The sequence below is a fragment of the Sphingobium abikonense NBRC 16140 genome, from assembly GCF_001598335.1.
Taxonomy (GTDB): domain Bacteria; phylum Pseudomonadota; class Alphaproteobacteria; order Sphingomonadales; family Sphingomonadaceae; genus Sphingobium; species Sphingobium abikonense.
Genome location: NZ_BCYT01000014.1, coordinates 26,098 through 39,557 on the forward strand (window position 1 = coordinate 26,098; position 13,460 = coordinate 39,557).

Genomic DNA, 13,460 nt, shown 5'->3' on the forward strand with positions numbered 1-13,460 from the left:
TAAAGGAGAGATCACCATGAAATCTGCCCTCACTGCTCTTCTGCTGTGCACCGCCGCGCCGGCCTTGGCCCAGCCCGCCGCAGCCCCGCCGCCTGTGCCCGCGCAATTGCCCTTTTCGCCTGCCGTGCCCGCGGGCGGCCTTCTTTTCCTGTCCGGCCAGATCGGTCAGGTGCCTGAAGGCATGGATCGGCATACCGACGGATTCGATGCCGCCGTCAAAGGCGCGATGGACGCGATCGGCGCGATCCTGACATCGAACGGGCTGGATTATGGCGACATCGTCAAATGCACGGTGATGCTGGCCGACATGACGGACTGGCCACGGTTCAACGCAGCCTATCTGCCCTATTTCAAGGGCAAGCGCCTACCCGCCCGCAGCGCCTTCGGCGCGAATGGCCTGGCGTTGGGCGCGCCCCTGGAAGTCGAATGTATCGCCGCGCTGCGGTGAACTAGCGCTGCCCTAAATCTGCCGTTCCGCATCGAAAGGCGGCACGATGCGGCAATGATAGGCGCGTTTCTCGTCGATCAGGCCCGTGTGCAGTTCGGTCGACAGTACCAGCGTCGCGCGGTCCAACCGCTCGACCCGGCGCAGGTCGCTCAGCAGCCCGCCGCCCTGCTTGACCAATGTGATCGTCGCATCGTCCTGCGCGACGATCTTGCTCCATTCGCGCCCGGCTTCGCGCCAGCGCCCCGCAGTGAAATCAATCACGATATCGCGAACGGAGCTTTCGTCGGCGCAGGTCAATCCCCGGGTTTCGACCAGGGGGACCGGGTTGGCGGCCGGCGGAGCAGCCGTTGCGGCCGCGACGCTCGGGGTCGCCAGACCAAGAAGGGCCAATTGCAAGAACATCGGGATCACCCTAACAGCTGTGACGGCTCGGCGCGAGGCACCTCATATCAGCGGCTGCTTAACCGCGTCTTACAGCGCAGACGCTTCCCGCGCCACCAGCACCGGCACGCCATCGCGCACGGGAAAGGCGAGCATGGCCGCGTCTGACACCAGAGCCTGCCTCCCGGCATCCCAGCGCAGTTGCGTGCGTGTCACCGGGCAGACCAGCTTGCCCAGCAGCCATGGGTCTATTGGTGGCACCTCATCGGTCGCATCGTTCATTGCAACGTCGCGCCGCCGTCGCGCTCGATCCGGCCGATAATCTGCATCAGCTGAATGATCCGTTCCGATCGTTCGGACAGGCTGTCGGCTTCCAGCAGCGTCTGCTTGGATGCAGGATCAAAGGGCGCGATCTGGGCGATGCCATTCACCAGAGCCACGTCATCCAACCGCGACACCGCCGTCCAGTCGACGACATAGCCCAGCATGTCGGCAAAGCGCCGCGATTCCTGCTCCAGCGCCGCACGCTCCACGGCCGACAGCACTTCGTCCTCGTCCGGCGCCTGCTCCACCTCCGCCTCGATCTGGCGGAATTGCGTCGCGACCGGCAACTCGCGCAGAACCCGAAAGCGCGCAAGTCCCGTCAGGATGATGTTGAAACGGCCATCCTCCAGCGCCTCGATATGGCTCACATGACCCAGGCATCCGACATCATAGAGCGTCGGCACCGGGCCTTCGCCCCGCGGCTGGATCATGCCGATCCGGCGATCGCGCGCCATCGCGTCATGAATCATGGCGCGATAGCGCGGCTCGAAAATGTGCAGCGGCAAGTCCATGCCCGGCAGCAGCAAAGCCCCGGACAAGGGAAAGATGGAGACGCGCGTCGTCGCCATCGCCGTTACGCGAACAATATCTGCGACAGCTTGCGCCGTTGCGCCGCCACCCAGGGATCTTCCAGACCCACGGCCTCGAAAATCTTGACCAGTTGCGCGCGCGCCGCACCATCGTTCCAGGCGCGGTCGCGTCGGACGCTTTCCAGAAGCATGTCGGCGGCGCCATCGCGATCGCCATTGCCCATCAGGCCCGCCGCCAAGTCGAACCGCGCCTGATGATCGTCGGGATCGGCCGCGACTTTGGATTCGAGGTCGGACAGATCGGTCATGGGCCGCGCTTCGCGCTTCAACGCGATCGCCGCTCGGGCCTGATCGATGGCCGGATGCTTCGCCACTTCTGGCGACAAGCTGGCGATCAGCGCTTCGGCGTCGTCCAACTGGCCAAGAGCGATGAGGGCACGCGCCTGACCGCTGACGACCTCGGCATTGTCCGGGTCCATCTCCGCGATCTGGGAAAAGATCGACAGAGCACGCTCATGTTCGCCGCCCGCGAGCATTTCCTCACCCATGGCGATCAGCGGCGCGACCTCCTGTTGCAACGCCTTTTCATCGGACTCGATCGGCAGCTGGGCCAGCAACTGGTCGAGATATTGCTTGAACTGTCCTTCTGTCCGCGCCTGCGACAGATCGGCTACTGGCTGACCCTGAAACACGGCGTAGACCGTGGGTATGGACTGCACGCGAAACTGGCTTGCGATAAAGCCATTTTCATCGACATTGACCTTGACCAGCTTGACGCCCTTGGCGGCATAGTCGGCGCAGACCTTTTCGATGACCGGCGCCAGCTGTTTGCACGGTCCGCACCATTCCGCCCAGAAATCGACAATGACCAGGCTGGTGCGCGAAGGATCGACGACATCGCGGCGAAACGCCTCAACCGCCGCCTTTTCGGTGTCGCTCAGTCCCAGGGTCGCCACGTCGTCATCTCCTGCCAATTTGGTCCGTCAAGGCCGCTGCCTTACAGCGCCTTATGTGGGGCGTCACCCCCAAGGAACAAGGCAGAATGGCGCTTAGAAGGTGTAGCCGACCCCGACTGCGCCGATCCACTGATTCTTCGACCCGGCAATCGCGACCACAGGCGAGTCCGCATAATCGCCAAGCATGCGCGAATAGCCGCCAAGCGCAAAGAGCGTCCAACCCCGGCGAATGTCACCCGACAGGGAATAGCCGCCGGTCAGGTTGAGGTTGATCTTGCGAAAGCCGGACCCGTCGCCAGCGCGATCATAAGCGGGCAGCCCGCTCGCCACCGCCTGATCGGGCGTTACGTCGAAATAATAGCGGCCGAATTTCTTGCCAACATAATCGGCCGACACGCCCAGACCGACAAAGCTGCGGATCGACAGGGGGGTGAAATATTCGATCGCAGGCGTCACGATGATGCTGTCATGCGCGCCGGCCACATCCTTGGTGATGGTGACGCGCGCCGACAGATTGTCATAGGCGCTGGTAATCACGCCGGTCTTGCCAATGCCGACGAAACCGCCCACCTCGATCGCGGTGTCGAGCTTGCCCAGCGCGGCAACCGCGTCGTCCTTGGTGCGCTTGCGGCTGGTGCGATCGAATCGTGCGCCGACCACGGGGCCAAGCTGGACATCGATGCCGTCGTCGCTGCGATTGGGGATGACATCGACGAACAAGGCCGGCCCGCGCGTCCAGAAGGCGAAATCATGCACCTTGCCGCGCAGCTGCGGCACGGGAATGACGCGATAATCGTCCGACCCTTCATAGCTTGGTATCACGGCGGCGCCGACGCCGACCGTGAGGTTGCTGTGATCCTCCACCTCCTGTGCCTGGGCGGACGCCGCAAAGGACAGGGACGCGACAAAAGTCGCGGCCACAAGGCTACGGATGGATGGCATGAAGACCCCTGTTTCCAATATTACTTCGGAAGGCAGAATGTTTCGGGGGGGTTACAGGTTCCCGATTGCCATCACAGGAAATATTTGAGCTGGATATCCTGCTCGACCGGCGCGCCGCTGATCGTGAAACTGGCGGAGCGGAAACTGGGCGCGCCGAAACGCAGCACGGGGTTGCGCGAAAAGCCGACGCCTTCGCGCGGAATGCCGGCAAAGGTATCCAGCCGGCCATTGCGATTTTCGTCGTGAATGATGGCGATGGCATAACTGCCCGGCGTCAACTGCCCCAGCGTCACCGTGTCGCTGGACGCCGGGATGGCGAAATGCCGCTTGTCGGGATCATCGGTGCAATCGGGGAAATGATCCGGGTCGCGGGTGACGCAGATCAATATCTGCCCCTTGGCCGACCGCAGCCCCTCCAGCGCCATGCTGAGCGGCTGCGGCAGGGTGACGGGCGCCGCGCCCATGACCAGATATGCTACCAGACTGAGACTGACCGCCTTCACGCGCGCCCCTTCACAAATTCACCCAGCCCCTTGTCGGTGCCGCATAGACGGTCCCAGAAACGAAAATATAGCCCATAATTGCAAGCATAATATTCATGGTGGCGCTGATGATGGCTCGCCGTGATCAGGCAGGCGCCCATCGGACCGCGCACCATCCAGCGCGGAAACATCTCCCACCCCATATGATTGCTGACCCCCATGATCGTCATGACGGTCAGGACGACGGCCAACGCGCCGACATGGATGGGGATCAGGAACACGAGGCCTGGAATGACGATCGCTCCGGTAAGCGCTTCCCAGGGATGAAAGCTCATCGCCGCCCAGGCGGTCGGCGGGCGGCTGGCATGATGGACGGCGTGGGCGATGCGGAACAGGCGTGGCTGGTGCATCCAGCGATGGGTCCAGTAGAACCAGCAGTCATGCGCCAGCAGGTAGAGCAGCACCGACAGCGGCAGATACCAGAGCGGATAGTCGCTGATGTCGCTGTATATCCGCGTCCAGCCCCGCGCCTGCCAGCCCCAGGCGACGATCCCCGCCGGCACGCCGTAGATGAAGGCCGAAAGAAGCGACCAGCGCATTTCGCGGCCCATCTGCCGCTCCAGCCCCCGGTAGAGACCGGGCTGGCGAATACGGGTCGCCAGCGCAAAGCCGCCGCTTGCCACCAGGTAGCGCACGCCGACGATGACGCTCATCGCCAGGGCGGACAGAAGGATAGCTGCGACCATGGGCGGCCTATAGCCTTGAAGCAAGGCGGGCGAAAGGGTGGAGCGCGCCGGGCTTTTCCTCGACGCTTGCCCAGCCGCCGACTGGAGCGTCGCGCCTCAGGTGCGCGGGCGCGCCTGCCGATAACTGCCCAGTTGCCGCACCCATTTGGTGTGGAATTCCAGCTCCGCCAGCGCCCGATCGACCGCCGCATCGCCCGGCATGCCTTCGATGTCGCAGAAAAATTCCGTGGCGGCAAAGCTGGCGCCGCGTTGATAGCTTTCCAGCTTGGTCATGTTGACGCCATTGGTCGCAAAGCCGCCCATCGCCTTGTATAGCGCGGCCGGCACATTCTTCACTTCGAACAGGAAGGTGGTCATGACCGGGCCGATGCCCGCGACCGGCCTTTTCGCCTCGCGCGCCAGCACCAGAAAGCGGGTCATATTATCGTCGCTATCCTCGATATTCTCCGCGATCAGCCGCAGCCCATAAAGTTCGGCCGCCAGATAGGGCGCGATCGCCCCTTCCCCCGGCGTCTTGCGTTCGGCGACCAGCGCCGCCGCGCCCGCCGTATCGGCATAGGCGACCGGCTGGATACCGCGTTCGCGCAGATAGTGGCGGCATTGGCCCAACGCCTGGACATGGCTGACCGCGCTCGTCACGGGCGTCGCATCGGGCGCCATCAGGCAATGACGGATACGCAGGAAATATTCGTCGATGACGTGGAGGCCCGATTCGGGCAGCAGGAAATGCATGTCCGCCACGCGCCCGTGCAGGCTGTTTTCGATCGGGATGATGGCACGGTCGGCCTCACCCTTGCGCACGGCATCGATCGCATCTTCAAACGCAAAGCAGGGCAATGGCACGCAATCGGGCGCATAGCCCAGCGCCGCCAGATGCGAATTGGCGCCCGGAGCGCCCTGATAGGCGACGGCGCGCGCCGGATCGGCTGCGGCCTTGGCGGCCAGGTCTGCGACGATCGCGCGGGCGGGGGCAGGATAATTTTCCATTTGCGCCTGCGCGCTTAGGATTTCCCCCCGGCCGGCGCAAGCGCCCTGCGCATTCGTCTATCAACCCGGCTTGCACCATCGCGCCAGCCCCATTATGGCAGCGCACAAGAGGGGGCGCGACTGACAGCCGCCAGACAAGAGCAAGGGAAGTCGAGCGAGATGGGCGATCGTTTCAATACCGTGGCGGGCTGGGCTTTGTTTGCGGGCATTATCGCCCTGGGTGGCGCGATCGTCAGTTCCAAATATTTCGATACCGAACGCCCCGAAAAGATGGGCTACGCGATTGAAGGCGTGGAGGCCGAGGGCGAAGGCGGCGACAGCGGCCCCAGCCTCAACACGCTGCTCGCGAGCGCCGACGTCGCGGCGGGCGAGAAGGTCTTTGCCAAATGCGCCGCGTGCCACACCGTGAATCAGGGCGGAGCCAACGGCATCGGTCCCAACCTGTGGGGAACGGTCGGCGAAGCAATCGCCGTGGGCAAGGCGGGCTTTGCCTTCTCCGACGCGCTCAAGAGCAAGGGCGGCCAGTGGACGTTCGAAAATATGGACGCCTGGCTCACAAGCCCGCGTGAATTCGCGCCGGGCACCAAGATGACCTTCGCCGGCCTTGGCAATCCCGCCGACCGCGCCAACCTGATCGCCTGGCTGAATACGCAGGGGTCCAACCTCCCCCTTCCCGCTGCAGACGCCGAGCCGGCCGAAGCGAGCGCCACGCCAGCCGAAGCGGCGGGCAACGCGACCAATGCCGCCGAGAGCGTCGAAGGCGCGGCACCCGCCGGTGCCGCCACAGCCGGCGGCCCCGCCACGCCGACCACGGGCGAGAGCGAATAAGCGCTATCAGCGTTTGACGGGCAGCGGCGCCCCCGCGCCCGTCAGCTGTTCATCATCCGATATTTGAGCGTCATGGCTTGGGCCAGATGGCGCAGGCGACGTTCAACGGCCTCGCCATAGAGATCGGCGTCCTCTGCGCGCAGGTACAGGTCGATGCGGTCGTCGTGCCGCTCCAGCCGCGATACCGCCAAGGGGGCTTCGACTCCGCCCGACATGCGCTGGGCCAGTCGGATGGCAAGGCCCCACAGGATGGCGCGCTGCAACCGGTCGGGCCTGGCGATTCGCTCCAGCGCGGGCAGCGGCGCAACGCCGCCGCCAAAATGGCTGCAAAGTGCCTGTCCCAGCATCGCCCGTTCCGCCGCGTCGATGCCGACCCAATTGCTGTGCAGCGCGATTTCCACGCCGCGCTCGGCCCGAAAATCGGGATTGGCGCGCCAGCTGACATCGGCGAGCAGGCAGGCGGCCCGGCGAATGCGGCGCGCCGAGGCATCGTCATCGGTGAACAACGGGGCGATCCAGCGGTCGATTCTGTCCCCATGGCCGCGAAAGCGCGCCTGCGCCTCCCCTTCCGCCTCGGCCGCGACCAACAGGGGATCATGCCCCCGGATTTCGGGCGGCAGCGCTTCGTACAGCAATCCTTCGCGCAGGCCATAGGCGGACACCACCAGCCGGCTCGATTTGAGCTGGCGCACCACCACCGACAACAAGGCAGCGGCATCGGGCAGCGTCGGCACGCGCGATCCCGTCATGGCCGGAATCTGTTTCAGCCGCGCCTTGTCGACATGGCTGACGATGCGGGTCAGCTGCTCCGCGCGCGCAGCCGTCATCTCATATTGATGGACAACCGGCAGCGGAAAATGCGTGAGCTGCATGTCGAAGCGCGCCAGCGCCCGCCACGACCCGCCGACCATGTAGAAGGGCAGGCCCGGCTCCGGCGTCCATCCGGCCTTGTCCAGCATCTTGGCGACGGAGCGCTCCAATGCGCGCGGCCCCTTGGCGCGGATCTGCGGCAGGCGCAGCACGCCCAGCGGCAGCGATATGGTCTGTTCCACCGCCCCGCCCCGCACCCGCGCCAGTTCCAGGCTGCCGCCGCCCAGATCGCCGACAATGCCGTCCGCGCCCGGAATGCCCGACAAGACGCCCATGGCCGCGCCGATCGCCTCCTGCGCGCCGGTCAGCAATTCGACCGTCAGCCCCATGGCCTTGGCGCGGGCGATGAAGTCGGGGCCGTTGGTCGCATCGCGCACCGCCGCCGTGGCGACGCAGCGTATTTCCGCGACCTTCATCGACCGGCACAGATGCGCAAAGCGGCCAAGGGCGCGCAGGCCCCGCTCCTTCGCTTCGGGCTCGATCGCTCCGGTGCGGGCGAGCGAGGCACCCAGCCCCGCCATCACCTTTTCATTGAACAGGATGAAGGGGATGCGGCGCGGCCCGTCATAGATGACCAGGCGCACGCTGTTCGATCCGATGTCGATGATCGCCGTGCGCGCATGGGCGGGCTCGGGCGAAGTCACCATCTGTTCGGCTACGGCCCGGACACGGCTCAGCATCGAATTCATGGCGTCGCTCAACCCCCGCTGCGCAAACGCAAGGTCGGGACGGCGTCGCTGTCCAGCGCCGCGCCGCGTCCCGAAAGCGAGGGATTGGTCATGAAATAGCGATGCAGGTTGAACGGCTTTTCGCCCATTTCGACGCGGCTATAATGGCCTTCGGCATCCAGCTCCCAGCTCTGTTCCGTATCTATGAGGTTGGCGACCATCACCTGATCGACGATCTGGTCGTGCACGGTGCCGCTTTCCACCGGGGCGAGGAATTCCACGCGGCGATCGAAATTGCGCGGCATCCAGTCGGCCGAGCTGATATAGACTTTCGCGCCATTGTTGGGCAGCGCCTTGCCATTGCCGAACACGGTGATGCGGCTATGCTCAAGGAACCGGCCGACGACCGATTTTACCCGGATATTCTCCGACATGCCCGGCACCCCCGGCCGCAGGCAGCAGATGCCGCGCACGATCAGTTCGATCCGCACGCCGGCATTGCTGGCGGCATAGAGTTTTTCGATGATGGCCGGGTCGACCAGGCTGTTCATCTTGGCCCAGATGGTGCCGGGTCGCCCGGCGCGCACATGGTCGATTTCCGCCTCGATCAATTCGCACAGGCGATTGCGCAGGTCGCGCGGGCTCATCACCAGTTTCTCCAGCCCCTGCGGTTCGACATAGCCGGTGATATAGTTGAACAGCGCGGCGGCATCGCGGCCATAATCGGGATCAGCGGTAAAGAAGCTGAGGTCGGTATAGATGCGCGCGGTGATCGGGTGATAATTGCCGGTGCCGAAATGGCAGTAGGTGCGAAACTGCTCCCCTTCGCGCCGCACGACCATCGACACCTTGGCATGGGTTTTCCAGTCGATGAAGCCATAGACGACCTGAACGCCCGCGCGCTCCAGCGCGTCCGCCCACATCAGATTCTGTTCCTCGTCGAATCGCGCCTTGAGCTCGACCACGGCGGTCACGGACTTGCCCGCTTCGGCCGCGTCGATCAGCGCCCGGATGATCGCCGATTGCTTGCCCGCGCGATAGAGCGTCTGCTTGATCGCGACCACATCAGGGTCGGACGCCGCCTGTTTCAGGAAGGATATGACGACGTCGAAGGCTTCATAGGGGTGATGGACGACGATGTCCTTCGCCCGGATCGCCGCAAAACAGTCGCCGCCATATTCACGGATGCGCTCGGGAAAGCGCGGGGCATAGGGTTCGAATTTGAGGTCGGGCCGGTCCTCGTCGACGATGCCGGACAGGTCGCCGATGCCGACAAAGCCCTCCACTTCCTCGATGATCGCCTCATGCCCCTGGAGCATGTCCTGCAGCATTTCCTCGACCGGCTCGGGAATGCGCTCCTCAATCTCCATGCGGATGACGCGCCCGCGCCGGCGGCGCTTGATGGCGCTGCGGAAATAGCGGACCAGATCCTCGGCTTCCTCCTCGATCTCGATATCGCTGTCGCGGATGATGCGGAACACGCCGCTGTTGCGGACGCGATAGCCGGGGAAAAGGTCTGCTGAAAAGCGCCGGATCACCGCCTCCAGCGCCATGTAGCGCGCCGGTTCCCCCGGCACGCGCACGAACCGCGCGAGCGAGGAAGGGATCATCACCAGCTCGCGGATCGGCTGCTTGTCCGACAGGCGCTCCAGATCGAAAACGATCGACAGCCCCTGATTGGGAATGAAGGGAAAGGGATGCGCCGGGTCGAGCGCCTGGGGCGTCAGGATCGGGAATATCTGTGTCAGGAAATGCTCGCGCAGCCAGGCGGCGCAGACATTGTCCATCTCGGCCGATGGCCCGATGACCTCCACCCCCACCTGCGTCAGTTCGCCATGCAGCGCGCCCCATACTTTCTGCTGCGCGCGCATCAGCGTGCCCGTCGTCTCGGTGATGGCGGACAATTGCTGCGCCGGCGTCAGCCCGTCGGCGGAGCGCATGTCGACATTCTGCAACTGCTGCCCCTTGAGGCCCGCGACGCGGACAGAGAAAAACTCGTCCAGATTCGCGCCCGAAATCGACAGGAAGCGCAATCGCTCCAGCAGCGGATGAGCGCGGTTCATCGCCTCTTCCAGCACGCGCTGGTTGAACGCCAGCCAGGACAGCTCGCGATTGAAATAGCGATCGCTGGGCAGCGACAGATTGGCAATGGGATCGGCTTCGGCCACGGACTACTCGCGTTGCGCTGAGGAAGGATCGGACGGGACTATAGGCAGGATACCCGCGGATTGCAGGGCCTCTTTCGCCATTGCGACCGAAATCTTGCGTCCAGATGACAAGGCGGCGCGATCCAGCAGGCGCGTGATCATGTCGATGGCGGCATAGGACCGCTCGATCCGCCGCGCCAGCCAGTCTGGCACATCGGGGGAATAGGCCGCGCCAGCGGTATCGAAACTGCGCTGGATGAGCGCGCGCGTCAGCATCTCGTCGGGCGCATCGATGGCGACATGGGGAACGGCGGCCAGCCGGGATCGCAGGTCGGGCAAGGTGGCGGGCCAGCTGGCCGGCGGCGCCTGCCCCACCAGCAAGAGCGGGCGATGGTCCGTCTGCGCGGCGTTCCAAGCGTGGAACAGCCGATGATCGTCCAGCGGACGGCCTGCCTCCTGCGCATCGTCGATGACATCTCCGCTACTCATGCGGGCGAACTGACGCGCCAGCATCGAGCGTCCCGACCGGGCCGGTCCGACCAGCACGGCGATGGACAGCGGCCATTCGCGCCAGCGCTCCAAATAGGCGACGGCGACCTGATTGGACTCGCTCACCAGAAAATCGTCGTCGCCCTTCCCCCCATGGCCTTCGAACGGAAGGCTGATCTGGCTCATTGGGCGGGCGGCGGCGCCTGTCGCCGCGTGATGCGCAGCGTCGTCCCGGCTACGGCGACCTGATATCCGCGCGCCTGAAGTCCGGTCCGCAGCATGTCGATGCTGCCGTCAAACCCGACCTGCATCACCGACGTGCCGCCCAGCGCCAGGCTGCTGGTCGATGCCGAGCGTACGCCCGGAATAGACCGGACCGCCGATTCGCCCGCGCCAACGGAGCTGACGTCGGGCGTGTCATACTGGATCGTGAAGCTGCCCGTCGTGCTGGCGCCCGGCACCGGCACATCGACCGCCTCGATCGGCGCCTCGATGGCATTCTCAATCTCCAGCGCGGCGGGATCGACCGGCTCCTCGATGATGAGCGACGGGTCAGGACGCAGGCGGCCGTCGTTCAGTGCGTCTGTATATAGCGCATCGATCCGCTTTGCGCCCTCGTCCAGCATCTGCGCCAGGCCGCTGGCGTTGGACGCGCGCAGCGCGAAGCTGCCGATCAGGCTGTTGTCGGGACCATAGCGCGCGGTGAAGGTTGCCGTGATCGGACCGCCGGGATAGGCGCGCTCCAGCCGCACGATCGGAATGACGACATCGGCCGCGCCATATTGGTCCAGCAGCACCCGCCACCACAGGCGGCCGCGCCGCCCGGTCTGGCCGGCATTAAGCAGGATCGGATCGGCGATCGATCCGGCGACACGCACGTAATCGATGGCGCTTTCACCCGTCCGATAGCGCGCCCAGGCCTTCTGCCATTCATTGGTCCGCTCATAGGACACGGCGGAACCGCCATCCCACATCACTGGAATGACGAGCAGCGGCGGCGACCGGCGGACATTGCCCGACACGCCGAGCAACTGCCCGGTGCGCGCACGATCAAACATGACGCCCAGCGTCGCGACATAGCGCGTCGGGCCGATCTGCTCCTGCTCGATCTCGATCCCAGAAATCATGCCTTCCAGCTGCGAATCGGACAGTGCAGGCGCGCCCGCCCCGCCATGGGTGCGGCTCCATAACATGCGCCACGCCTGCCGCTGCGCCATGCGCCAGCCGGCATAACGGGCGCTGTCGGCGTCCTTGGCCTCCACGTCCACCTTGACGCCCGTCACCTCAAAATCGCCGCCGCTGGCGATCGGCGGGACGCCGCGTTCCCCCTCCATCTGGGCAAACAGAGCGGCGGCCAGCAGGCCAAGGGCGATGGCGACCGCGATCTGGATGGGCCGGGACAGGAGGCGCAAGAGCGCCACGGGCCGGGAAAGGGGACGGGACAGGGACGGGCTGAGGCTCACGCGCGCCCTTTTGGCGTGTAATGCCCGGGATGCCAAGCTTCCGTTTTGCGCCTCTTTGTTCTAGGGGCGCTGATCATGAGCGACAACGAATCCTACAGCTACGCCAAGGCTGGCGTCGACATCGCCGCTGGCAATGCCCTGGTCCGCGCCATCGCGCCCCTGGCCAAGGCGACGCGCCGGCCGGGTGCGGACGCGGAACTGGGCGGCTTTGGCGGCTTTTTCGATCTGAAGGCGGCGGGCTATGACGATCCACTGCTGGTCGCCGCCAATGATGGCGTCGGCACCAAGCTCAAGCTGGCGATCGACCATGACCGCCATGATGGCGTGGGCATCGACCTGGTCGCGATGTGCGCCAATGACCTCATCGTGCAGGGCGCCGAACCACTCTTCTTCCTCGATTATTACGCGACCGGCCGGCTGGAAAGCGGCGTCGCCGAACGCGTCATCGCCGGCATCGCAGAAGGATGTCGTCAGGCGGGCTGCGCGCTCATTGGCGGCGAAACCGCCGAAATGCCGGGCATGTATGCGGACGGCGACTATGACCTTGCGGGTTTTTGCGTAGGGGCGGTGGAACGATCCAAGGCGTTGACCGGTAATCGGGTCAAGGCCGGCGACGTGCTGCTGGGCCTCGCCTCTTCGGGCGTGCACTCCAACGGCTATTCGCTGGTCCGCCGCCTCGCCGCCGACAAGGGGTGGAAGCTCGACCGCCCTGCCCTGTTCGACCAGGACATGCTGCTGGTCGACGCGCTGATGGCGCCCACGCGTATCTATGTGAAGAGCCTGCTGCCGCTGGTGCGGGCGGGCCTCGTCAACGCGCTGGCGCATATCACCGGGGGCGGGCTGTTGGAAAATGTCCCGCGCGTCCTGCCCGACGGCGCCCACGCCGTGATTGAAGCTGACGCCTGGGACCAGCCCCGGCTGATGGCCTTCCTGCAGGCGCAGGGGCATATCGAACCCGAAGAAATGGCGCGCACCTTCAACTGCGGCATCGGCATGGTGCTCGCCGTCGATGAAGCGCATGTCACCGCCGTCACAAAGGCGTTGGAGGATGCGGGCGAAACCGTGTTCGCCATCGGCGCCGTCGTGACCGGGGACAAGGGCTGCACCGTCCGGGGCAGCGCCGAAAGCTGGAGCGCCAAAGCCGCCTGGTCGGCCACCCATCTGGGGTGATGCCACCAACCTTGTCCGGCGGAACGGAG

The 13,460-nt window shown here is 65.1% G+C and carries 15 protein-coding genes; 3 read left to right on the forward strand and 12 right to left on the reverse strand.

What is annotated here, in order from left to right:
• Positions 1 to 16: 16 nt before the first annotated feature.
• The gene (locus tag SAB01S_RS13865; protein WP_062733633.1) at positions 17 to 448 is read left to right on the forward strand and encodes a RidA family protein; all 432 of its coding nucleotides are present in this window, start codon (positions 17 to 19) and stop codon (positions 446 to 448) included.
• 12 nt (positions 449 to 460) lie between these two features.
• Here the strand turns inward: SAB01S_RS13865 and SAB01S_RS13870 are convergent, their stop codons facing one another.
• The 8 genes from SAB01S_RS13870 to SAB01S_RS13905 form a co-directional block, all read right to left on the reverse strand.
• On the reverse strand, positions 461 to 850 hold the full coding sequence (locus SAB01S_RS13870; protein WP_062733635.1) for a hypothetical protein: 390 nt from the start codon (positions 848 to 850) through the stop codon (positions 461 to 463).
• Positions 851 to 919: 69 nt separating this feature from the next.
• Complete coding sequence (locus SAB01S_RS13875) at positions 920 to 1,111, reverse strand: Trm112 family protein (protein WP_062733637.1); 192 nt, start codon at positions 1,109 to 1,111, stop codon at positions 920 to 922.
• The gene (locus SAB01S_RS13880; RefSeq protein ID WP_062733638.1) at positions 1,108 to 1,722 is read right to left on the reverse strand and encodes an LON peptidase substrate-binding domain-containing protein; all 615 of its coding nucleotides are present in this window, start codon (positions 1,720 to 1,722) and stop codon (positions 1,108 to 1,110) included. The genes SAB01S_RS13875 and SAB01S_RS13880 overlap by 4 nt, the downstream gene beginning before the upstream one ends.
• A gap of 5 nt (positions 1,723 to 1,727) precedes the next feature.
• Entirely contained in the window at positions 1,728 to 2,639 is a 912-nt protein-coding gene (locus SAB01S_RS13885; RefSeq protein WP_062733639.1) for a tetratricopeptide repeat protein, read from the reverse strand.
• A gap of 93 nt (positions 2,640 to 2,732) precedes the next feature.
• A complete protein-coding gene (locus SAB01S_RS13890) occupies positions 2,733 to 3,581 on the reverse strand; it encodes a MipA/OmpV family protein (protein ID WP_062733641.1) in 849 nt (282 codons plus the stop codon).
• Positions 3,582 to 3,652: 71 nt separating this feature from the next.
• Positions 3,653 to 4,006: a DUF2141 domain-containing protein gene (locus SAB01S_RS13895; protein WP_370308750.1), complete on the reverse strand. Its 354-nt coding sequence runs from the start codon at positions 4,004 to 4,006 to the stop codon at positions 3,653 to 3,655.
• Between the two features lie 74 nt (positions 4,007 to 4,080).
• Positions 4,081 to 4,809 (reverse strand): sterol desaturase family protein, encoded by a 729-nt coding sequence (locus tag SAB01S_RS13900; RefSeq protein ID WP_062733644.1) that lies wholly within the window; start codon positions 4,807 to 4,809, stop codon positions 4,081 to 4,083.
• 96 nt (positions 4,810 to 4,905) lie between these two features.
• Entirely contained in the window at positions 4,906 to 5,796 is an 891-nt protein-coding gene (locus SAB01S_RS13905; RefSeq protein ID WP_062733646.1) for a prephenate dehydratase, read from the reverse strand.
• Positions 5,797 to 5,955: 159 nt separating this feature from the next.
• On the opposite strand from SAB01S_RS13905, the gene SAB01S_RS13910 reads away from it, so the two are divergent.
• Entirely contained in the window at positions 5,956 to 6,624 is a 669-nt protein-coding gene (locus SAB01S_RS13910) for a c-type cytochrome (RefSeq protein ID WP_021225949.1), read from the forward strand.
• A 41-nt stretch (positions 6,625 to 6,665) separates the two neighbouring features.
• Here the strand turns inward: SAB01S_RS13910 and SAB01S_RS13915 are convergent, their stop codons facing one another.
• Genes SAB01S_RS13915 through SAB01S_RS13930 form a run of 4 tightly spaced genes read right to left on the reverse strand, consistent with a single transcriptional unit; the run spans position 6,666 to position 12,261 of the window.
• A complete protein-coding gene (locus SAB01S_RS13915) occupies positions 6,666 to 8,183 on the reverse strand; it encodes a Ppx/GppA family phosphatase (RefSeq protein ID WP_062733648.1) in 1,518 nt (505 codons plus the stop codon).
• Between the two features lie 8 nt (positions 8,184 to 8,191).
• On the reverse strand, positions 8,192 to 10,330 hold the full coding sequence (locus tag SAB01S_RS13920) for an RNA degradosome polyphosphate kinase (protein ID WP_021225947.1): 2,139 nt from the start codon (positions 10,328 to 10,330) through the stop codon (positions 8,192 to 8,194).
• Between the two features lie 3 nt (positions 10,331 to 10,333).
• Entirely contained in the window at positions 10,334 to 10,984 is a 651-nt protein-coding gene (locus SAB01S_RS13925; RefSeq protein WP_062733649.1) for a P-loop NTPase family protein, read from the reverse strand.
• Entirely contained in the window at positions 10,981 to 12,261 is a 1,281-nt protein-coding gene (locus tag SAB01S_RS13930) for a hypothetical protein (protein WP_062733651.1), read from the reverse strand. The genes SAB01S_RS13925 and SAB01S_RS13930 overlap by 4 nt, the downstream gene beginning before the upstream one ends.
• Positions 12,262 to 12,336: 75 nt before the next feature.
• Between SAB01S_RS13930 and purM the strand changes: the two genes are divergently transcribed.
• Positions 12,337 to 13,431, forward strand: a complete 1,095-nt coding sequence (gene purM / locus SAB01S_RS13935) for a phosphoribosylformylglycinamidine cyclo-ligase (RefSeq protein WP_062733653.1) — start codon at positions 12,337 to 12,339, stop codon at positions 13,429 to 13,431.
• Positions 13,432 to 13,460: the final 29 nt, after the last annotated feature.